The organism is Micromonospora cremea, from assembly GCF_900143515.1.
GTDB lineage: Bacteria > Actinomycetota > Actinomycetes > Mycobacteriales > Micromonosporaceae > Micromonospora > Micromonospora cremea.
Genome location: NZ_FSQT01000001.1, coordinates 2,001,955 through 2,022,512 on the forward strand (window position 1 = coordinate 2,001,955; position 20,558 = coordinate 2,022,512).

Genomic DNA, 20,558 nt, shown 5'->3' on the forward strand with positions numbered 1-20,558 from the left:
ACGCTGGCCGGTGCCCGGTGAACGGGGCGACGCTGGCCGGTGCCCGGTGAACGGGGCGACGCCGCCGCCACGCGTGGCGGTGGTCGGAGCGAACGGGCACGGCCGGTGGCACCGGCGGGTCATCGCGCCGCTGCACGCCGCCGGTCGGCTGCGACTGGTCGCCCTGGTGGACGTCCGGCCGGTGGAGGACGAGCCGGACGCGCCGGTGCCGCCCGGGATCGGGGTGTTCACCGACCACCGTGCGATGCTCGCCGTGTCGCGCCCGGAGGTGGTGGTGATCTGCACCCCGCCACACACCCACCTGCCGATCGCCCGGGACGCCCTGGCCGCCGGCGCGGACCTGCTGCTGGAGAAGCCGCCGGTGCTGTCGCTGGCCGAGCACGAGGAGTTGACCGGGGCGCTGGCGGCCGCCGGCCGGGTGGCCCAGGTCGGTTTCCAGGCGCTCGGTTCGGCGGCGCTGACCGCGCTGACCGACGCGCTGGCCGCCGGCCGGCTGGGCACGGTCAGCGGCATCGCCACCGTCGCCGCCTGGCAGCGGCCGGACGCCTACTACGCCCGCTCCCCCTGGGCCGGTCGGCGGAGCGTGGACGGCCGGCCGGTGCTGGACGGTGCCCTGGCCAACCCGCTCGCGCACGCGGTGATGCAGTGCCTGGCGGTCGCCGAGGCGCTCAGCGGGGCGCCGCCGTGGCCGACCGCGATCGAGGTGGAGCGTTACCGGGTACGACCGATCGAGGTGGAGGACACCGCGGTGCTGCGGGTCCGGTTCCGCGCCGGCCCGCCGGTGCTGGCCGCGGTCACCCTGGCCGCCGAGGAGTTCGTGGCGGGCGAGGTGGTGGTCACCGGCACGGCAGGGCGGGCGGTGCTGGAGTATCCGACGGACCGGTTGCGGCTGCCCGGGGACGTGGTGACCCGGCGGGTCCCCGGACGGCGGGGGCTGCTGGAGAACCTGCTGGCGCACCGGGCCGACCCCGCCGGGGCGACGCTGATCGCCCCGCTGGCCCGTACCGCGCCGTTCACCGCGCTGCTGGACGCGCTGCGGGCCGCGCCGGAGCCCCGACTACTCGACGGCGACCTGGTCGACGTGGGGGGCGACGGCGGGGAGCGGGTACGCCACCTGCGGGGCGTGGTCGACGTGCTACGCCGGGCGGCCGAGCGGGGGCGCTGCCGAGTGAGCTGGCGGTGCCGTGGGCGGTGCCGGCGTACCGCGCGGAGCTGGCGGGATAGGGGTCGACGGCAACCGGAGTGCAAACACCGCCCGGACTCGTCCGGGCCGCATCGGACGGATCCCCGGATACCCGACCCGCGACGGTCGGGGCAATGCCGGTCGAGCCCGACAACTGCAACATTCCTGCACACAGTACATATTGACTCCCGTAAAAGTGCGAACCTACCGTTCCTGGTGACTGCCGAACCACCACCAGCGAACGGGAAGAATCGATGCGCAGAATCCTCACCGCCGCTACGGTGACCGCCCTCCTGCTCGGTACCGCTCCGGCCCACGCCGCCTCCCGCCCCGACCCGACCGCCGCCGGCGACCGACTGCCCCGGGCGGCCCACCACCTCGGCCGGCAGGTCCTGCCCGAGCGGGACGGCTGGGCGGCCGAGGGCACCGGGACCACCGGCGGCGCGGCGGCGAGGCCCGAGCGGACCCGGGTGGTCCGCAGCCGGGCCGAGTTGGTCGCCGCGCTCGGCGGCGACAACGCCAGCAACGCCACCGACGCCACCCCGAAACTCATCTACGTGGACGGCGTCGTCGACGGCTTCGAGGGGCCCGACGGCACGCCGCTGAGCTGCGCCGACCTGGCCGACCCGGAGTACCGGTTGGACGCCTACCTGGCCGCGTACGACCCGGCGGTGTGGGGTCGGGTGCCGCCGGCCGGGCCGCTGGAGGAGGCCCGGGTGCGCTCGGTGGCCAACCAGACCCGGCAGACCCAGCTCAACGTCGGCCCGAACACCACCATCGTCGGGCTGCGCGGCGCCCGGCTGACCGGGCTCACCCTCATGATCGACCGGGCGTCGAACGTCATCGTCCGCAACCTGACCTTCGTCGACGCCCGGGACTGCTTCCCCGCCTGGTCACCGACCGACGGCGAGGCCGGCAACTGGAACAACCAGTACGACCAGATCTCGGTACGCCGCAGCGAGCACGTCTGGGTCGACCACAACACCTTCACCGACGGCGACAACCCGGACAGCGCCCAACCGACCTACTTCGGACGGCCGTACCAGGTGCACGACGGGTCGCTGGACGTCACGCACACGGCCAGCCTGGTCACCGCCTCCTGGAACCGCTTCACCGGGCGCGACAAGCTGATGCTGATCGGCTCGTCCAACACGGTCGGCCCGGACGTTGGCCGGCTGAAGGTCACCCTGCACCACAACCTCTTCGACGGCGTCCTGCAACGGCTGCCCCGGGTGCGCTTCGGCCAGGTCGACGTCTACAACAACCACTACCGGCTCGGCGGGGACGACTTCCAGTACGCGCTCGGCGTCGGCGTGCAGTCCGCGCTGTACGTCCAGAACAACTTCTTCACCCTGGACGCGGCGGTCGACCCCGCCGACCTGCTGTACGACTGGGGCGGCACCGCGCTCACCGAGCGGGGCACCTGGATCCGCCAGGGCGGCGGCCCGGCCCGGCCGGTCGACCTGCTGGCGGCGTACAACGCGGCGCACGACCCCGACCTGGGCGCGGACGCCGGCTGGACTCCCACCCTGCGTCACGGCCCGGTCCTGCCGGCGCCGCTGGTCCCGCTCCTGGTCGGTCCGCTCGCCGGCGCCGACCGCCTGCCGGTCTGACCGACCGGCCCACCGTCGCGGCGGCGCCGAAGCGTCCGGCGCCCGCCCGGCACCTCCGACCGCCCACGGGCGGCCGGCACCCGCACCGTCCGCACCATCCAGGTCCTCGTCGACAGCGAGTCCATCCTCACCGGCGCGACTGCCAGCAGCCAGCAGCCCTGGAAGTACCTCACCGACGACGAACGCGTTGCCTAGAGGGCGACCCCACAGCCATGGGGGCTCTCGCGCAACGGCTCGCGAACACCCGACACCTGCCGGCCCCACGCCCCAGGAGTTCGGGACCACAGCGTTCATCGCGCTCACCGACGTTCGCCTGCGGCCGCCGGAGGCGCCGTGACTCGTGCCTCGGCGATCGAAGCTCGCCAACGAGCCGGTAGACCTGCGAATCGCGTCGATGGAAACCAGCCGCGGCGCGGTCAGTGGGAGTCTGGTCTGGGGATTCGGATGCCGGCGGCGCGGAGCTTGGTCTCGAAAAGCGCGGCCAGCCGCGCCGCGGCCGGCGTCTGCTTCTCGCCGTGGTGGGCGATCAGCGTGTACCGGGTCGCGGCCTCGGTGCGGGCTTGCAGGCCGGTCACGGTCTTCAGCAGTGCCGGGTTGGCGAGGTAGTGGTCGGCCGCGGCGGTGGCGAGCTCGGCGATGCGGGGGTCGTCCGGGTCCCAGGCCGCGGCCTCGGCTGCGCGTTTGGTCAAGGCGACGAGCCGGGTGTCTTCGAGGGCGTGCTCGAAATGGGTGAGGTAGTCGTCGAAGCCTTCTGGAACCAGTGCCTTGGCCAGCACCCAGCCCTCCCTGGTGGCCGCCACCTCGTCCGCGGTGAAGCCGAGGCCGGGCATCCGCTCCAGCAGCGCCACAGCGCGGTCGGGTAGCAGAGCCCGGTCCCCATCGGCGAGCCGATGCAGCGTGTCACGCCGCGAGATCAACTCCTCGATCCGTTCGGTGAGCTGCCGCTCGACGTCGGCGAGCGCGGCGGCGAACAGCGCGGCATCGGCGTCGAGCAGGGGCCCGATCTCGGCCAGCGGAACCCCGGCGGCGGCCAGCGTCCGAATCTGCACCAGCCGTAACAGATCGGCCGATCCGTACCGCCGGTAACCGGAGCTGTCGCGTTCCGGCTCCTCGACCAGGCCGAGCTTGTGGTAATGCCGCACCGTCTTCACCGTGACGCCGACGAACGCCGCCGCCTGCCCGATCGTGACTCCGTTCATCTGCCCAGCCTGCCTTGTGCTCGAACTCGGCCACTACGCACACCACGGCCGAGCGTATGGACGGGCCACGCCGAGCTTGTTGAGCTCGGCGTGGCCCCGGTTCGCGTTCTAACTGATGCACGACCGGAAGGGGCCGCCCCTCGAGGCGTACGGGTCACAGGTGTTCAGTCCGTCGGCTGAGCCCTATCGGCCTGCCCACCGCAGAACACCTCGCTGACGAGCCTCTGCATCGCCTTCTGGAACGCCTCGCCTATGGACAGGTCGGCGTCGTCCACGCAGTTCAGCGCGGCGGTCAGGGTCTTGCTGCCGTCGGGTGTGCTGTACATCAGCGCCGCGTGGCCCACGGCGGCGCCGTTGTGGGAGATGACGGTGCCGCCGCCGTCCGTGGTCATCACGAACACTCCCAGGCCGTAGTCCATGTTTGGGATGCCCGTCGGGTGCGGGGTGCACATCTCGGCCAGCAGCGGGGCAGGCACGAGTCTGCCACCCATGAGCGCGGAGATGAACGTGTGCAGGTCCTGGGTGGTCGAGATCATGTCACCGCCGGCGGAGATCCAGGAGGGGTTCTGGCGGGTGACGTCGACCGTCTTCTGCTGGCCGGCGTCCTCGTATCGGTAGTAGGCGTGGGCGTGCGGCTCGGGGATCTCCGGCGAGGCGTCCGGCACCGCGGTGCCCGACAGCCCGAGCGGCCCCAGGATCCGCTCCTGCGTCTCCTCGGCGACCGAGCGGCCGGTGACCTTTTCGATCAGCAGCCTGGCCAGCACGTAGTTGGTGTTGGAATAGCTCCAGCCCGTCCCCGGCTCGAACCGCGCCGGCTTGGACAACGCCAGCTCCACCAGCTCCTGCGGCCGGTAGGTCTTGAACCGGTTGTCCATCCACGCTTTGCCCGTGGTGCCGTAGGGGATGGGGATCCCCAGCGCGACCGTCCCGTCGTCGTAGACCTCGCCGCTGAAGTTGAACACCCCGCTGGTGTGCTGCAACAGCATTCGCACCGTGATCCGCTCGTCCAGCCCGAACTCGGGCAGGTAGTCCGCCGCCGGGGTGTCCAGCCCGACCTTGCCCTCGGCCACCAGTTGCAGCACCAGGGTCGCGGTGAAGGTCTTGGTGTTGCTGCCGATCCGGACATGCCCGTTCGTCGGCGGCTTCGCAGCCCCGCCCAGCTCGGCCGCCCCAGCGCTGCCAACCCACTCGCCCCGTTCATCGTGCACGCGCAGCGACACCCCGACGAAACCGGAATCGACGATCTCCTCGATCGCTTTCTGCAGCTCCGGGCGATCCTGCCCGGCAGCAGCCGCCGGCGCAGCCCCGCTGTGCGCAGTGGCCATCGCGGCGGCGTCGAGGGCGGCGGTGATCTTGCGGGCCATCTCGGCCGTGGTGGTGCTGGGTTTGTCCGGGTGGACCTGGGCGGCTTCGATGGCGAGGAGGATGGTGCTGCGGAAGTTGTCGGCTTCTGTCGGAGCTTGCTTGCCGAGCAGCTCTACGGCTGCGGTCAGGGCCGGCAGAACCCGGTCGCCGAGTTCGGCGACGGTCTTGCCCTTCAGTTCGATGTCCTCGGCCTTCGCGGTGAGCACGTGCCCGACCAGACCGGTCGCCGACATCAGGGCGATGGAGGCATTCGTGGCGGCCTTCTGGGGCGCGCCGGTGGCTGCGGCCATCAGCGACACGGCGCCGTACGCGGCGGTCCGCAGGGTGCTCTTGTCCTGGTCGGAAAGAGTGATGGACATGGTGGTTGGCTCCTTGAAATCCGTTATGCCCGATCGGCGTCGTGCCGCTGCGACGAGCTTCCACCCTGACCCAAGGTCAACCTCAACCATGATCCAGATCACAGGATGCCGAGCTTCAGACCGAGCAACTGCTGACGCTCGGCGTCCCGCGCGAGCGGATCTTCATCGACAAGGAGTTGTCCAGCACGACACGCAAGAACCGGGTCGGGCTGGACAACACGTTCGCCGCGGTCACCTCCGCATCTACGACTGGCACAGCCCGACAAGCCGTCCTACAGCCACGGCATCGCCACCACGAACGGCGCCGGCGTGCTGGTCGAAGGGAACTACTTCGAGAAGTGACCGACCCATGCACGTACGGCCGGGTCGGTGGCCGCCATCCCCCACCGGTACACGATGGACGCCGCGAGCACCGTCAAGGCGACGGTGACCGCCGGCGCCGGCACCGGACGAATCACCGGCTGACCCGACCGCCCCCACGATCGGGTCGACGCCCGCACGGCCGTCGGCCCGATTCCGTGCGGTCGGGTCGGCGACGCATGGGGCCATCGACATGGTGAAGATCGGATATAAGTGACGCATGGACTTCCCGCCGCACCTGGGCAGCATGCCGATGCACGCGATCACCGAGATCCACGGCGAACCGGGCCTGCTGGAACGCTTCCGGTTGGAGATCCAGCAGTTCGACGGCAGCGCCCGTGCCCGGCTGACCGCCGCGCTCGACCTGGCCGCCGACCTGCACCGTGACGACCGGCGGGTTCGCGAGCCGTACCTCAACCACCTGCTGCGGGTGGCCATCCGGTTGATGCACCACTACCAGGTGCGCGACGTCGACGTGATCGTCGCCGGCCTGCTGCACGACGCTGTCGAGGACCACCCGGGCGAGCTCGCCGACGGGGGCAGCGACCCGCGCGGGGGCGCGCTGGCCACGCTGGCCACCCGGTTCGGGCCGCGGGTGGCGACGCTGGTCGCGGCCGTCACCAACCCGGTGTACGACCCACAGCGCGACCGCAACACCCAGTACCGCGAGCACCTGTCGGTCAGCCTGGACCGGGAGCCCTGGGCCCGGGTGATCAAGGTGTCGGACTTCACCGACAACGGGGTGGGTGTGATCCACACGGTCGGGCCGAAGGTCGTCTCCTCGGCGATCAAGTACCGGCCGCTGGTGCCGCTCTTCCGCGACCTGATCGGCCGGCCCGACACGCCGCTCTCGCTGGCGGTGAAGCGGCACATCTTCAGCCAGCTCGACCTGGCCGAGGAGCGGTTCAGCGCGATCCTGGACCAGCCCGTCCACCCGAACTGACCGACCGGCATCGCACTCCTCCTCTCGGCCGGCGGATCCGCGTCGAATCTGGAGCGGGGTGTGCCCGATGGCGATATACCTCTGTGTCATAGAAATACCTGTGTGTCATAGAAATACCTGTGCGGTATACTGGTCTGCCGCGATTCCCTGCCTCGTTCGCTCGCGCACCACCGGTTACCGTGTGGCCCGTCCTGCTGGCTCCACTGCTGCGCCCTGATCCGGGTGCAGACCGGCCCGCACCAGGTGCTCCAGCCAGGGTGTCGGAGCGATCCCGAGCTCCCGGCCCAGGTCGGCGCGGAACAACTCGAACCGGCGTACGGCCTCGTTGATGTTCGCGCGGCCAGATGTACGGCGATCAGCGTCCGCCGGGGTGGGGTTCAGGCGGCGGTGGCCCGTGACGGTTCGCATCGGCGTGGCGGCGGGCGGATCGGTCACCGGTTGTTAGCGTGAAATGCCGGTTCCGTGACCATGGAGGGGTGCCATGACGGACGCCCCCGATGGGAGGCCGAAGCCCGCGGATCGGTGGCGACAGTGGGGCATCCGCGGGCTGAACGTCACCCGGGACGCGAGCGTCCGCGGTTGGCGCTGGTGGGCGCGGACCTGGGATCGAGTGGTCGCCTCGCTCCAGGATGAGGCGCCCGTGGGGCCCGGCGCCGACCCGACGCCATCCGGGCCGCTCGTCGAGCAGCGCGACGCGCCCCGGCTGATCGCGGTTCCCGCCCGCGGGTACGTGTACTCCTTCTACATCCGCGCCACGTTCGCCTGGTCGTCTCAGGCGAGCCTGCGGTCCGAGGTGCTGAGCTGGTACGTGCGGTACTTCCAGCCGAACGCGATCCACCGGCTGACCCGGCTCGCCGCCGACGCCGCCCGGGACCTGGCGCCGAACCGGGCAGGCGACCTGGAGGTGGCGTTGCAGCGGGCGCTCGCCGACGACCCCATCTGGCGCTACAAGCGGGGCGAGGTCGTCATCACCTGCCAACCCGACGCCTCCGTCCGGCTCGACGAGCGGATCATGCCAGCGCTCCAGCCGCACATCGACCGGCTGGTCAAGCTCGAGTACCAGTTCGACGAGCAGCTTCGGCAAGCCCGATACGCCGAGGAGCTGAGCCGCCGCTGGGCGGAGATCCTGGCCCAACACGCCAACGTGACCGGCGACCAAGACTTCGCCGACGCCCGCGACCACATGCTCACCGCGCAGAAGGACGCCACACGGTGGATCAACGAACTCCTTCACCACCGCTCCAAACACCCCACCGACCCGATCCCCTCCCCCTTCATCCCACCCCAGCAGACCCGCCCAGCCCCGGATACACCCCCTTCGTGACGCTGCAGACCGCGCACAGCACCTCGCCCGCCCGCCACGCCCTCGTCGCGTAGTCACGCCGGTCCTTGCGCTGGAACGAATAGGTCTTGGTGGACCCCTCGCCACGCCGTCACGCTGCCCGACGGTCCGGCCAGCTACTCTGCTCCCCCAGATCTGCTCGCAGCCGGTCTGCCAACTCACGGACTGCCGCCGCGTACCGATCGTCCGATTCATTTGGCATGTGCCCCTTCACCTGTGGCGGAGGGCTCCCCCCTGGCCGAGGCAGCACGTTTTCGGGGTCGCGTAGGCGGCGATCCACCAACGCGACGCGCGAAGGTCGCAGGGGAGAATCCCCGGGCCGATGCCCGGAGAAGATCCAGCCACCGATGGGGTCGGTGTCGCTCCACAGGTTCAGCCAACGCCACCCGATCCGGTCGCCGACCTCGTGCAGCACGGGATCGCCGAAGTACGCGGGGTGGAGCTGGGCGTAGAGCCGTTTGAGGGGGGAGGCGTAGGTGAGCAGCGCGACTCGTCGCCGCACCTCTGGGGGCAGTCGCAGCACGGTTGCGGCCAGAATGACCGACCCGTGGCTGTGTCCGCTGAGCACCACACCGTCGTAGCGCCGCGCCAGCCGGCAGATCCGATCCGTCAGCTCGGGCACCGCCCGGTCGGTATAGCAGGGCGGCGCGAACGGGTGGGCCGCATGGGGCCAGAAGGTGCCGATGTCCCACAGCACTCCGCCGTAGCGGCGAAACCCCGCCGTCTCGTGCGGGAACAGCCCGCCCACCAGGAGCCCGCCGACGACCGCGAGAATCATGTAGCTGCCGATGGCCATCACCACGCTCACCGCCCCACTCGGCACGCCAAGGCGGCTCTGCACCAGCGGGCCGGGCTCCAAGCCCACAAGAGCCAGCACGCCGGCCGCGAGCCCGATCACGGTCAGGCACGCGTAGGCGATGCCAAGTGAGCCCAGCTGCTCGGTGAGGGAAGCCCGGATCACCGCTTTCCTCACTCGTTGCACCTGAGTGGTCGCTTCCGGAGGAGGAGCTGGGTAGTCCCGGGTCACGATGGCCGCCGCGGTCCGCCGACGGTCCGCGCGAGCCGACAGGATGATGATGGCCCACGTCGCCGCGCCGGCGATCGTGGTCAGGAAGAAGGCCAGGATCGCCCACCGGTACGCCGGCGCTGGCACCGCCGGGTCACTGGGCCGCAGCACGAACGTCGCCCCGCTGAGCAGGGACGCCGTACGGTAGACCAACTCGCCGGAAAGGGCCCCGGCCAGGCCCGCCGCGACTGTGGCGACGATGACGGCGCCCAACCCGTGCAGCAGCGCCGGCCGGCGGTCCCGGCCGCCAGGACGCCACAGCACCAGTACGGCGAGCGCGACGAGCAGCGCCGTCTGAGCGACGAAGACGATGGCGACGATGGCGTCGTACCTGGGCAGCCCGTTCGACCGCGGCCAGCGGACCGGTTCCATGGCGACGGCCCCGAGCGTCGCGACCGTCAGGCCGCCGGCTACGACGTGCAGCGCCACCGGCATCCGATCCGTGGTGCTGTCGGTCGAAGTCGGCTCCAGCAGGCGCGAGAAGCAGAGCAGCACGACACACGTCGCCAGCAGCGCTCCGGTGAGCGCGGACAGCACGATCACCGCCACGGACGCCCCGGCGGCGGCGCGTGCGGCGAGCAGCACGAGGTCCAGCGTGACGACAGCAGCGGCGACGTGGATCGCACGAAGCCGCTTCGCCGTCGGCGAAACGTCCCACCGGTCCAACGCCGTGAAGTGGGCATCCTGCGAGTTCGCCGCCGGCAACCGGAAGGCCCCGTAAGAGCGAACCTGTCGTGCGCTGAGCAACCACGCCAGTGCCACCGCGGCGAACGGCACCAGGGCCAGCAGCGCCAGGCGCAGACCGACCGGTCGGCCGGCCAGCCAGGACAGCCAGCCACGCCCGGCGAGACAACGGGACGAGCCCAGGCACGTCCATCCCAGGAGATCGAGGACGACCCCGGCCGCCGTCAGCGCGTACAGCAGCGTCAGGGTGAGCGCGAGGAGCCGGCACAGCGCCGTGACGCCGGACCGCAAGCCCCCGCCCGCTGGACGCATCCAGAAGGTCACGTTGCTCAGCATGAACGGCAGGAGAAAGACCAGGGACAGCGTTCGCCCCGCGGTGCCCGAGGGCAGCTCGCTCCACTGGTACGCCTCCAGCACGGTCCCGCCCGGACCGGAAGTATGCCGGGATTGCGCCCCGGGGCGGTAGAAGCCGGCCCGCCGGTCGCCGGCCACCTGACGGACGTCCTGGCAGCCGAGCATTTGACCGGCCCCGGTGCCTGCCACCCCGTGGACCCTCAGCTCCACGATCTCCCCCGACAACCGCCCTGGTACGGATGACGGTGTCACGTCGCACATCAGTCAGCGACCCCCAAGCGCGGCGGCCAGCAGACAATGGTCAGCCGCGACCACGATTGCGGTGGTCACTGCCTGGGCTGGCGCTGATGTCTACCCGCGCCGACCCCCGACAACCACCCGGCGGAGGGTGTGGCGCTTTTGCGGCTACTGCTTACTCCTCGTCCTGTTTTTCCATCTCGCCGGTCGCCTCGTAATGCCATCCGTCATCGTCGCGGCGAACCCTGCGGTACTCCACGTACCAGGTGCCATCACGGCTTTCATGGGTGAACTCCACGAGTTCGTCGGTGGCGCCAGCCAGTTGCCGGTCCACCCCGTCGAGTGGCCCACCGTGCAGGTGCGCAACCAATCCAGTCATGGCTGCCGCCTACCCGCGCCATTGCCGGGCCATGCCTCCGGCGGCACCGCACGTGCTGCTCCCCAACATAGAAGACGAGCGGCCTGGCGACCTCGGTGCCGACCGCCCGGCCGACGGCCTTGCGCGTGGCGTCCGGTCAGGCAGCGACTGCAGGGAACACTACGAGCGATCCGTCGCTGCTTCGTTCGATCTCAATCGCAACGTCAGCCAGGTGGATTCCCACGTTGAGGCCATCGCCCAAGCCGCGAAGGCGATATGCGGCTTTGAGTAGGTCGTCGACCTCGCCCTGCGTGAACATGATGCTTCGGAAACCGCCGTGCCGCTTCAACTCGAGAGTCGACAATCGAAGTAGGACCGAGTTGATGCCTGATTCCAACTCGTCGACGCGACGCTCGTCGTCCTGCAAGCTTCCGATGAAGCTCTTGAACGGATTGTCCGTTCCCGGCTGTTGAGCGTGTTCAACTGCTTGAAGCACGAGCACTCGGCGTTTGAGAGCAATGGCGAGTCGGGCAAGCTCGATGTGTGCGCGGAATGCACCGCCCTCCTCGTTGATACCGGGGAACGACTTCGTCAATGCACCGACTTCGACCGGGCCGTCGGGCAGCGCAGCTAGCGCATCTTGCCATTTTATGAGCCGACGCTTGGTTCGTTCGATCGCCGTGTTGATCGCGTACGACGAGGAATCCAGTCCTAACGACAGGCCGATTCTGCCCTGGTCGAGGAGAACCGACGTCGCCTTGTCGATCGCGTCACGACAACCGTCCAACTCGCTGCGTTCGTTCTCGAGTTTGTCTTCGTGCAACTGCTCCAGGAGGTCGGTGATTCGCTCGATCGCTTTCTGGCGTTGGTGATCAGCGTAGGCGCTGACGCTGACCGCGACGGCCATCAGCACAAGTGGCGCGGCCACTGTCAAGGCTCCGGTGCTGGCCACGGCCACACCAGCCGTGGTGGCCGAGCCGGTTGCAGCACCTGCAACAGCGGCCTTGCCAGCAACGGGCACAAACGTGGCTTTTGCTACGATGCCGGTGGAGTTGACCAGGTCGCCGTAGAACCCTCCTGCAGATGCTTTCGCAGCCATGGGCCGGACAAGTCCTTTACCGACCTGTGCGGCGAACTTTGCCGGTACCACCATTTTATAGAGCACGTCACCGGCAGCGGCGACGTTCAGCGTCGGAGGAGCTGACTTCGCTGTCTGAGCCACGAGTTGCGACAACTGTTGAGCGAGCGGACTGGCTGCATGAAGCGGAATCCCCCCGTTCCGATCGCGCTTGGTTGACATCGGATGCGCTTCGAGCGTGGCGATGGGGGAACCTGCAAGTGTTGCCAGGACTGTTCTCAGTTCTGCGAGCCGGGCCGGTGTCATGCCCTCATCGCCTAGCACGTCCGGCACGCTCACGGCCTCCGTAGCGAGTGTCCATACTGGCACGGCTGCCTTGTTATCAGTGCTCACGTCTTGTCCCCTCCCCAAACTGACATCCACACCATAGGCGGTGGTAGCGACACCAACAACAACCTCAGGCCGCAGACGGCAGTCACCGCTATTCGTTATCGGGCTCTTCGGACAATTGGTGGGGGTGGGGCTCGCCGGGTGACACCAACGTCCGGCTGGCGGCCTTTCGTCAGCGCAGCCGTCCATTCCGGGGTGCCCTGACCCGGTAGCACGATGACGTGGTTGTCACCGCAGATGTCCGGTCCGTGCATCTCGATACGGCCAGGACGGCGTCGCAACGATTCCGCGCGCCGCGACGGCAGGTCGGGCGACACCGCGTACTCCCGGTCGAAGCCCCGCTCACCGCCGGTCTTGGCGGACGCCGCATCGACGAGCAGGGTCTCGGCGGCCTGCCATGCTCGGCCGACGATCTCGGCGCGGTACCGGCTCTCGAACGGGAACGGGCCGGCCGCCACCCAGGCGTTGAGCATCCGGGCAGCGGCCATGACGGGCGGCTGGCGGAGCAACCACAGCGCCGTGTCGATGTCCGGGCAGGTGAGGAACTTCTCCTCGGCGAGGGTGTTGGTCCGGTCTTCCGGCACGTCGATACCACGCCGTCCCCACTCCTCCAGGTCCACCGTGCCCGCGTCCATCGCCAGGACGATGGGTGCTCCCGCCACCCGCAGCGACACCTCCTCGCCGGATTCGTACACGCCGCGGGTTTCCGGCACTCCAACGGTCAGCCGTCAACTCCTCGTCCAGCAGCGCGAGCCTGACGGGTTCCCGAGCCGGCAGCTGCGGTCACCGGGTACGAGAGCCGTGAAGGTTCTCAGGCGGCCTTGAACACCGTATCGAGATGCCACTCCAGGAACTCACCATTCGGCCGGTCGCCACGCCGCTCTGGAAGGGCTATCCGCGTTCCGGCCTTGGAGTAAAACTGGTCGCCGTTGCCGAACTCGCTGCGCAGCCGTGGGCTGACCATCAGCCGGTGCTTCGGGTCCACCCCCAGATAGCCCCTGTCGAAGAGGATGTGGACGTCCGACTTGAGGAGCAGACCGTTGTCCAGGCGGTGCTCGCCGCCCATTGGAAGCGGCCGGATGTGGGCAGCCTGCAACACCGGCTGGACCTTGTTACCGGTGATGGCGCAGCGCCGACCGTAGGCTCCGAGCACCACAGCCTTGAACGACTGCTGACCGAGGCGCTGCGGCACCAGCCTGGGATCCCCGTACACCGGCCCCGGACGGTGCCAGGGCTCGCTCAGATCAACCTCGACCGTCGTACCGATCAGGCGGTGGATCAACAGGTTGAAGTAATCGGCCGAGAGCCCGTCGGCAAGATCATAGGTCTTTCCCTGTACGACGTTCGACGCGAATCCAGGCGGCGCCGCAACGGTGGACTCGTTTGGGAAGAAAGTGGTATCGCGGACAAAGATGCACCCGATGACCGGATCTTCGTCGAGGCCGATCGCCTGCTTGCGGTACCGGCCGACGCTACGACGCATCTCATCGAGGCTGGCGACGCCGTTGGCTTCGCCGAACAGCTCCCAGGCTTCCGAAATCCGCAACTGCGTGAAGCCACTGAAGAAGCCGCCACCGATGACCCGGTTGAGGGGATAGTGAGCCTTGAAGAAGAAGGGCTCGCCAGGGGTGAGTGCACGAAATCCGCCTCCTGAAGGGCGCCAGAAGTTGACCTCGTTCAGGCCGGGGCGGGCCGCCAGGAAGCGGTACCACTTCTCGTCCGTCACTCCCACGAAGGCCTTCACAACGGCCAGATTGCACCGAAGTTGATCTCGTCGCCACCACCCGAACGGTCATGACTCCACTTGCAACCATCCCCATCCCGTGGGGACGGTGCTCGCCCCCCGCCCTCAATTCCTTGATGACGACCTGCGTCGTTCAGCAGCCCGCGTCGATCAGCAGATTCTGGAGGACATCCAACCGGTCGGCGAGGGTGAAGTGGCTGAGCACCATCGTGTCCAGGACCAGGACCAGGACCAGGACCGGCACCGGCACCGGCACCGGCACCGGCACCGGCGAACCCGACCACACGGCTCCATCTCCAAGTCGTCGTTCACCGGCAGGTCCGCGTCGACGACCTGGTCGTGCATCAGCTCCAGCGCCCGGGCCTGGGTGATCCGGTTCGCCCGCCAGGCCTCCATCACCGCGTGCGCGTACGTCGGCGGTATCCGCGCCGAGTCAAGGTAGGGCTGTGGAGTCCACCCCGACGCCTCGATGAATTCCGCTCGAATACTCGAGGCCGATAACGAGATGGCCCAGCTCGTGCGCGGCGGTTGCCCTGCGGCGACCGGGGTCACTCATGGGCCTGACCACCGCGACCGCGATGTCTCCGTGGACGGGCAACGCCCCGTCGCCCGGCAGGTCGGTGACCAAGTGCCCAATGACCGGCTCACCGACAAGCTGCCAGTTGAGGCCTTCCGCCATAGTGCGATATCGCACACGGATTGAGACTTTGAACTACTGCGACGGATTAAGCCACAGCAACTTCGGTCACGGTTCGCGCATCCAGGTCTTCGGGTCGGTGACGAAGACGCCCTTGCCCTGCTGCCGCCGGATCACCCGCAGCGCCTCTAGGCGGGCGTAGGCCATCTGCACGGTTCCGTGGCTGACGTCGTAACGAGCGCGCAGCTCAACGATCGAGGGCAGCTTGTCCCCCGGCTTCAACTTCATCGACCTGACGTCGGCGATCACATCATCGGCGATGCGCCAGTAATCCGGCACTTCTCGCATGGCACTCCTCGCGTGGCGATCCGATTCGATCACACCGCGACGCGCCTAACAAGCGACGTTGACTCATCTGACATATCTAGTTATGTTGGTTCCGAGCCGCTCCTCGCGTGGCAACGAGTTCGGCTCATCCCCTGGTCGGGGCGGGTGCGTGTGCCCGTCCCGACCCGTCGGACTGCTCTGCTGTCGTACCGCTGAATTGAGCTGCGGTGGCCGAGCGGGCGGGTCGCCCGCGGCCCCCGCGCAGGCGACCCGCCCTTCCACACCCCCTGCCGGGAGCCTCCGCGCTTCCGCCTGCCCGCAGAGAGGATCGTCGTGGCTCAGGTGTATCGAGGTGGCCAGCCCTACCCGGCCGGTCACCCGGGCCGGTTGACGCCGCACGAGGTGCGGACCCGCGAGTTCGCCGCGCGCCGGCGCGGCGTCGACCCCGATGAGGTACGCGAATTCCAGGCCCGGGTGGCCGACGAGCTGGCCATGCTCAACGAGGCGGTACGGCTGCTCAGTCAGGAGAACGACCGGATCAAGCGGGCGCTGCGCGACTGGCAGACTCTGCACGCGCGGGAGTGCCGGCCGCCGCAGGAGTACGACCGAAACTCCGGTCACTGGTGACCGTACGGCCCTCCCCCGGCGGCCTGCTCGCCATCGACGGCCGGGCCTCGGTGCAGTTCGCCGGGGACCGCGCCCTGACCTTCCGCGTCGTGTCGGTCTCCGACCAGCCGACGTACCACGGTTGGATATGGCTGACCGGCTACGTCCTCGACCGGCGCGGCGAGGCGACCGCGAAGCGCGAGGTCTACGTCCAACTCGCCGGCCTCCGCCCGGCTCGCGCTCCTGACACCATGGCCCGCCGCTCCGCGCGCTCCCACCGTGCCTCGCCCTATGCTCGGCGGCATGATCAGGACTGCGCCGCAACTGGCGACCGCTCGGGGCTGCGTGCTGGGGCTGATGCTGGGTGACACCATCGGGGCGACCGGTGGCATGGTGCCGGCGAGCGGGTCGCTGCGCGCGACGAGCGCGGGCCAACTCGCCTGCTTCACCGTCGAAGGTCTGATCCGCGCTCACGTACGCGGCATGCACAAGGGACTGACCCACCCGCCCGGCGTGGTGTGGTACGCCTACAACCGTTGGGCGGTGATCCAGGGCATCACCGGTGTGAAGCCGGCACACGGAAGCGATCCGATGACCGGCTGGCTCGCCAAGGTCCCGGTGTTGCGGGAGCGACGGGGCTCCGCCCCCGCCACGGTCGCCGCCTTGCAGGGCGGAAAGGCGGGCACGCTGGAGCGCCCGGGCGGCGCAAGCATCGGCGCACACGGCCTGACGCGCGCCCTCCCGGCAGGGCTCTGCACCTGGTGGCAGTCGCCCGGTGCGTTGGGCGCCAGCCTGGCAGCCCTCAGTCACGGTGGCTCGGCAATGGCAGCGGCGGCGCTGGGCGCCACCATGATCCACCTGATCGACCTGGGCAACGATGTCGCCGGAGCCGCCATGAGGGCTCATCACATGCCGCACGGCAGTTGGCCCGGCACCACCGCAGACACACTCGCGCCGGCGCTCGCCGCAGCCGAGGCCAAGCCCGCTCAGGCGGCGGAGCTGGCCCGGCTCGCCGCTGGCAACACCGCCCACGGCGCGCTGCTCGGGGGCGTCTACGTGGCGGTTTCCTTCCCGGAGCGGGAGCAGGTGCGGGATGCGTTGCTGTTCGCGTCATCCGCCGGCGCGAAGCACGCGGCGACCGTGGCCGGTGCGCTCCTGGGTGCCGCACACGGCCCGGATGCCCTCCCCGTCGACTGGTTGTCTCGGCTGGAACTGGCCTGGGTCGCCGACACTCTCGCCCGGGACTACGTGACGCAGGTCGAGCACAGCCCGTCCGGTGCCGAGTACGTCGAGGCGACCGACCCCCACTGGTGGGGCCGCTACCTCGGCGGCTGACGATCGAGGGCGGCCGGCCGCCGCTGCGGGTGCACGTTGGCGTTGCCGGCCGGCGCCGGCGCACCCGCCACCAGTTGGTGCGCGACCCGGAGCGCCGCCGCTACGGTCTCGTACAGGTAGGGACCGCCGTTGAGCGGTCCCCACCGGTAGCTGCCTCGGGCGGAGGGATTGGTGAAGGTCGCGACGAGGGTGTCGACGCCTGCGACTCGCGCCTGGGTGAGGTGTGGGGCAACTTGACGACGCCGGCTGATCAGCTCGGTGATCACCTTGTTGACCTGGACGCCCTGCACGATGCACAGCGTCGGCTCCAGGATCTTGATCGTCGCCGCCAGATGCGGGAGACAGTTGCGGCTCATCGTCGCCTTGCTCAACGAGCTCTCTCCGTCGGCCATGGCCGAGCAGAGCCGCAAATTCGCCATGGCGTACGCGTCAAAGAGATGCACGGGTTGTCGTGCCTCGCTCAGGCGGAGTTGCTCGCCTTCGCGATCGTCTCCCGGCTCGTGCCCCACAGCGAGCCGGAGGGCACTGGTAGTGCCCTGCATGTGCGCATTGCGACCGGTGAACGGCAGCTCGGCGGACTGCATGACCTCGGCGTGGCGCTGTTCAAGCTTGACGTGCTCTCTCAGTCGCGCCGTGTCCATGGCGATCACCAGGATGCGGCACGGCACTCCGTCCAGCGTGAGGTCGTAATGACGGCCGACGTGCGACAGCTGCCCGGCGGCGAAGGACACCTCAGGCCGCGGCGCCCCGTGCCGGTCGAACAGGACGCTCCGCCGGCAACTGCCCAGCTTCCGGCAGACGCACTCGCCAGACGACCCGAGAACCTGCGCGCCCATGTACTGGCGCAGCCTCTCGATGCGCCCGGCCGTAGCGAGAGTGTCGCTCGCCGCGGTCATGGCGCCACGTTGGCAATACTGCCAGCGACTACGGGTTCAGCAACAGCACCGGTCCTCGGTCGAGGAGGCGGCGGCCCACTGCCATCGCTGGCGGTTCCCCCACCGATCAGTGCTTCCCGCAACAGGGCCGTCTCCTTGGCGCTCGGCGGGCCGGCTGACCCTGGATGCCACTCGACAACCAGCCGCTGCCCCGACGGCAGCCCGTACGTCCGCACCGCCCGACTGGGCACCTTCGAGCCATAGTCCCTGCCACCCGACCCCAGCCTGCCAGTCAGCGGCAGCTCGAGTGCCTGAGCGATGGCGTCCCAGGGCCGGCCGAAGGCGAACACGTCTCGCACGGGCAGCTCCGCGATCGGCTGCCAGACGAACTCCTCGATGACCTCCGATGGCGGCCGTAGTGGCGCGGTGAGGGCCTTCGAGTGCCACGGGTAGCACTCGAAGATCAGCAGGTCGCGGTGGTCGGCGTTCGGATCCTGGAGCCACCGGCGGGTGAACGCGAGCCGGGCCCCGTAGTACCGGCAGACGGCCCTGCTGAACGTGTTCGGCGCACACGTCATGTAAGACGTCGCGGTCGGGCGTCGTGAGCGGCGAACGCAACCTCCTCGATAAGTCCGCGCTCGCCCGCTGGCGCTGGGACAGCCTGGTCGGTGCGTTTTCGCTGCTTCTAGCCGCCGAAGCTCAGCGCCTGCCGCAGATTCACGTCGAGGCTTTCGTTGTACTGCGGATCGGGCTCAGTTCCGGCAGCGCTGAGGACGGTGCTGAAGAAGCATCTGGCGCCAACGGTGAGGATCATGCGGAAGAATTCCGTGTCATCGAGACCGTGACCGCGTAGGCCCGCGATACCAGGCGGCCGCCGCCCGGCGCTCCCCCATCGGTCAGCCTCATCGCGGTCAGCCTCATCGGGTCAGCGGCCGAGTTCGCGGTACGCCCGCGGCAGATCGTCCACGGCGAGCACCTGCACCGGTGCCCCGGCCCCCTTGCCCGTCACCAGCACCAGCGGGTAACCGCCGTCGGCGTCGTCCGGCCGGTGCAGGGCCGACTCGAGCGCGGCCACGGCGCTCGCGAGCGCGGCCGACGGGTCGAGTTGACTCGGCCGCACCGGACCGACCTCTGGGTGATCCGCGAGCTCCGACACCGCGGCGCTCAGATCGAGCAGCACCATGCCGTCGGCTTCAGCCTTGGCCTCCGCCCAGCGGCCGACCTGTTCCCGGGTAACGAGGAGCCAGCCGCGCTGCTCGTCCCGGTAGGGCAGTTGGGAGAAGTCGCCCCGGTGCATCGTCTGCAGCGCCTCGCGCAGTGGCGTGGTCGGGAGGCACGTGCTGGCCTCGGTGGCGATCTCCCCCACTTTCCGCGGATGCCGCAGACCGCCTAGGATCTTCTCCAGGCGCTCCACAATCTCTCTGGGCGGGGACGCGACCGGCCCCGAGTAGCCCTCGAACGACACGTGCGCGTAGGCGTTGCGGACGCTGCGGCAGCGGTCCAGGAACCGTTCCTGATCGGTGGTGAGCAGCTTCTGGTCCCGGGCCCAGGTCAGCATGCTGAACGTAGTCTGCTGCTGCCCCGAGCCGCCGCCGGTCCGCTCCCTCCAGCGATGCTTCAGTTCCGATTCGAGCGCCTTCCAGGCCGCGTCGAAGCGGTTGGCCATTGATTCCCTGTCGTGCTTCGCCATCAGCCAATCCCTTCATCCGCTGGTGGTCCGGGACCGGCCCGGTGCCGCAGCGGATGATCATAGGGGACATGATCAGCTCAGGTATGAGCCCTGCGCCAATGGCGGACGGTGGGCTCTCAAGCAGAAGGTCGCGACGCCGCCAACAGGTGTCAGTCGCAGTAGCCGCAGGCTCCGCTCACCGGGAGCTGAATGCCACACCGGGGACAGCTGGGGCGGCGAGGTTGCGGAGCGCTCCGGCGCTGGCGCCGCACGGCCTCCTCCAGTCTCGGCGCGAGGGCCGGCTGGCCACCGTCCGCCGGAAGCCCTGACGCCTCGAAGTACCGGTAGCAGTCCAGCCGGGCCGACGCAGCATGTCGCTCGCGTTGCATGTCGTCCTCGACCGGCGGCTGCCCGGCCATCTGCAACACCTCGGCGTATCCAACGCCGACCTTGCCGTCGTCCTTGTGCACGACCAGCGCCGTCAGCGGTGGGTGACCCTGGTTGTGCGCGCGGCGGACCACCCGCCCGAGGACGGAACCGATCCAGTTCTGCAGGAGCGCGGAGGTCCGGACGCCCGACCTGTCCTGCACCTCCTTGCCAACCTCACCGTAGGTGGTGACCGCGTGATACCGCCGCGCCACCTCCAGCAGGACGTCGTACGCGTGCGGTGCCCAGATGTCCCAGGCCTCCTCGGCGCTGACCGCATCCCCGGACTCTCGCCAATATCCCCGTCGCACGACTGTCTTCTCTTCTCAGGAGGCGGATCGCTGTCACCCGGCAGGGTAGCGAGCCTCCGACTTAAGGGCCGCCCCGTTAGTCGCCGCTGATGTGCCT

Annotated in this window: 22 protein-coding genes; 8 read left to right on the top strand and 14 right to left on the bottom strand. The window is 69.4% G+C overall.

Going from position 1 to position 20,558, the window contains the following annotated elements:
- Positions 1 to 46: 46 nt before the first annotated feature.
- Together BUS84_RS09225 and BUS84_RS09230 are read left to right on the top strand one after the other, a co-directional pair.
- Positions 47 to 1,468: a Gfo/Idh/MocA family protein gene (locus BUS84_RS09225; protein ID WP_342197600.1), complete on the top strand. Its 1,422-nt coding sequence runs from the start codon at positions 47 to 49 to the stop codon at positions 1,466 to 1,468.
- Positions 1,438 to 2,796 (top strand): pectate lyase family protein, encoded by a 1,359-nt coding sequence (locus BUS84_RS09230; RefSeq protein WP_074310535.1) that lies wholly within the window; start codon positions 1,438 to 1,440, stop codon positions 2,794 to 2,796. Before BUS84_RS09225 ends, BUS84_RS09230 begins: the two co-directional genes overlap by 31 nt.
- Before the next feature lie 416 nt (positions 2,797 to 3,212).
- Here BUS84_RS09230 and BUS84_RS09235 read toward each other — a convergent pair whose 3' ends face one another.
- Both BUS84_RS09235 and BUS84_RS09240 read right to left on the bottom strand, forming a co-directional pair.
- On the bottom strand, positions 3,213 to 3,995 hold the full coding sequence (locus BUS84_RS09235; protein ID WP_074310537.1) for a MerR family transcriptional regulator: 783 nt from the start codon (positions 3,993 to 3,995) through the stop codon (positions 3,213 to 3,215).
- Between the two features lie 164 nt (positions 3,996 to 4,159).
- Positions 4,160 to 5,719: a serine hydrolase domain-containing protein gene (locus tag BUS84_RS09240; protein ID WP_244298445.1), complete on the bottom strand. Its 1,560-nt coding sequence runs from the start codon at positions 5,717 to 5,719 to the stop codon at positions 4,160 to 4,162.
- Between the two features lie 580 nt (positions 5,720 to 6,299).
- On the opposite strand from BUS84_RS09240, the gene BUS84_RS09250 reads away from it, so the two are divergent.
- Positions 6,300 to 7,022 (top strand): HD domain-containing protein, encoded by a 723-nt coding sequence (locus BUS84_RS09250; RefSeq protein WP_074310539.1) that lies wholly within the window; start codon positions 6,300 to 6,302, stop codon positions 7,020 to 7,022.
- Positions 7,023 to 7,196: 174 nt separating this feature from the next.
- On the opposite strand, the gene BUS84_RS09255 is transcribed toward BUS84_RS09250, so the two are convergent.
- Positions 7,197 to 7,457, bottom strand: coding sequence for a hypothetical protein (locus BUS84_RS09255; protein WP_074310541.1), 261 nt, complete (start codon positions 7,455 to 7,457; stop codon positions 7,197 to 7,199).
- A 46-nt stretch (positions 7,458 to 7,503) separates the two neighbouring features.
- Between BUS84_RS09255 and BUS84_RS09260 the strand changes: the two genes are divergently transcribed.
- Positions 7,504 to 8,346 (top strand): hypothetical protein, encoded by an 843-nt coding sequence (locus tag BUS84_RS09260; protein ID WP_143728299.1) that lies wholly within the window; start codon positions 7,504 to 7,506, stop codon positions 8,344 to 8,346.
- 109 nt (positions 8,347 to 8,455) lie between these two features.
- Here BUS84_RS09260 and BUS84_RS09265 read toward each other — a convergent pair whose 3' ends face one another.
- The 7 genes from BUS84_RS09265 to BUS84_RS09290 form a co-directional block, all read right to left on the bottom strand.
- Positions 8,456 to 10,657, bottom strand: a complete 2,202-nt coding sequence (locus BUS84_RS09265; RefSeq protein ID WP_244298446.1) for a hypothetical protein — start codon at positions 10,655 to 10,657, stop codon at positions 8,456 to 8,458.
- A gap of 223 nt (positions 10,658 to 10,880) precedes the next feature.
- Positions 10,881 to 11,084 (bottom strand): hypothetical protein, encoded by a 204-nt coding sequence (locus tag BUS84_RS37400; protein WP_143728300.1) that lies wholly within the window; start codon positions 11,082 to 11,084, stop codon positions 10,881 to 10,883.
- A gap of 136 nt (positions 11,085 to 11,220) precedes the next feature.
- The gene (locus tag BUS84_RS09270) at positions 11,221 to 12,480 is read right to left on the bottom strand and encodes a hypothetical protein (RefSeq protein WP_208869557.1); all 1,260 of its coding nucleotides are present in this window, start codon (positions 12,478 to 12,480) and stop codon (positions 11,221 to 11,223) included.
- A gap of 149 nt (positions 12,481 to 12,629) precedes the next feature.
- The gene (locus tag BUS84_RS09275) at positions 12,630 to 13,244 is read right to left on the bottom strand and encodes a hypothetical protein (RefSeq protein ID WP_143728301.1); all 615 of its coding nucleotides are present in this window, start codon (positions 13,242 to 13,244) and stop codon (positions 12,630 to 12,632) included.
- Between the two features lie 98 nt (positions 13,245 to 13,342).
- Entirely contained in the window at positions 13,343 to 14,275 is a 933-nt protein-coding gene (locus BUS84_RS09280; protein ID WP_074310549.1) for an HNH endonuclease, read from the bottom strand.
- Positions 14,276 to 14,408: 133 nt separating this feature from the next.
- Entirely contained in the window at positions 14,409 to 14,561 is a 153-nt protein-coding gene (locus BUS84_RS38180) for a hypothetical protein (RefSeq protein ID WP_159451001.1), read from the bottom strand.
- A gap of 459 nt (positions 14,562 to 15,020) precedes the next feature.
- Positions 15,021 to 15,260, bottom strand: a complete 240-nt coding sequence (locus BUS84_RS09290; protein WP_074310553.1) for a winged helix-turn-helix domain-containing protein — start codon at positions 15,258 to 15,260, stop codon at positions 15,021 to 15,023.
- A 312-nt stretch (positions 15,261 to 15,572) separates the two neighbouring features.
- Here BUS84_RS09290 and BUS84_RS09295 point away from each other — a divergent pair, with 312 nt between their 5' ends.
- Genes BUS84_RS09295 through BUS84_RS09305 form a run of 3 tightly spaced genes read left to right on the top strand, consistent with a single transcriptional unit; the run spans position 15,573 to position 17,180 of the window.
- The gene (locus BUS84_RS09295; RefSeq protein WP_244298447.1) at positions 15,573 to 15,866 is read left to right on the top strand and encodes a DivIVA domain-containing protein; all 294 of its coding nucleotides are present in this window, start codon (positions 15,573 to 15,575) and stop codon (positions 15,864 to 15,866) included.
- Positions 15,863 to 16,213 (top strand): hypothetical protein, encoded by a 351-nt coding sequence (locus tag BUS84_RS39705; protein WP_074310555.1) that lies wholly within the window; start codon positions 15,863 to 15,865, stop codon positions 16,211 to 16,213. Before BUS84_RS09295 ends, BUS84_RS39705 begins: the two co-directional genes overlap by 4 nt.
- Positions 16,149 to 17,180: an ADP-ribosylglycohydrolase family protein gene (locus BUS84_RS09305; protein WP_208869558.1), complete on the top strand. Its 1,032-nt coding sequence runs from the start codon at positions 16,149 to 16,151 to the stop codon at positions 17,178 to 17,180. The genes BUS84_RS39705 and BUS84_RS09305 overlap by 65 nt, the downstream gene beginning before the upstream one ends.
- On the opposite strand, the gene BUS84_RS09310 is transcribed toward BUS84_RS09305, so the two are convergent.
- A complete protein-coding gene (locus BUS84_RS09310; RefSeq protein ID WP_074310559.1) occupies positions 17,165 to 18,076 on the bottom strand; it encodes a hypothetical protein in 912 nt (303 codons plus the stop codon). The two genes, BUS84_RS09305 and BUS84_RS09310, sit on opposite strands and share 16 nt — an antisense overlap.
- On the bottom strand, positions 18,073 to 18,633 hold the full coding sequence (locus BUS84_RS09315; protein WP_074310561.1) for a hypothetical protein: 561 nt from the start codon (positions 18,631 to 18,633) through the stop codon (positions 18,073 to 18,075). Before BUS84_RS09315 ends, BUS84_RS09310 begins: the two co-directional genes overlap by 4 nt.
- A 23-nt stretch (positions 18,634 to 18,656) precedes the next feature.
- Between BUS84_RS09315 and BUS84_RS37405 the strand changes: the two genes are divergently transcribed.
- A complete protein-coding gene (locus tag BUS84_RS37405) occupies positions 18,657 to 18,908 on the top strand; it encodes a hypothetical protein (RefSeq protein ID WP_143728302.1) in 252 nt (83 codons plus the stop codon).
- A 72-nt stretch (positions 18,909 to 18,980) separates the two neighbouring features.
- Here BUS84_RS37405 and BUS84_RS09320 read toward each other — a convergent pair whose 3' ends face one another.
- Together BUS84_RS09320 and BUS84_RS09325 are read right to left on the bottom strand one after the other, a co-directional pair.
- A complete protein-coding gene (locus BUS84_RS09320) occupies positions 18,981 to 19,745 on the bottom strand; it encodes a CBS domain-containing protein (protein WP_143728303.1) in 765 nt (254 codons plus the stop codon).
- Positions 19,746 to 19,894: 149 nt separating this feature from the next.
- Positions 19,895 to 20,461, bottom strand: coding sequence for a hypothetical protein (locus tag BUS84_RS09325; protein ID WP_208869559.1), 567 nt, complete (start codon positions 20,459 to 20,461; stop codon positions 19,895 to 19,897).
- Positions 20,462 to 20,558: the final 97 nt, after the last annotated feature.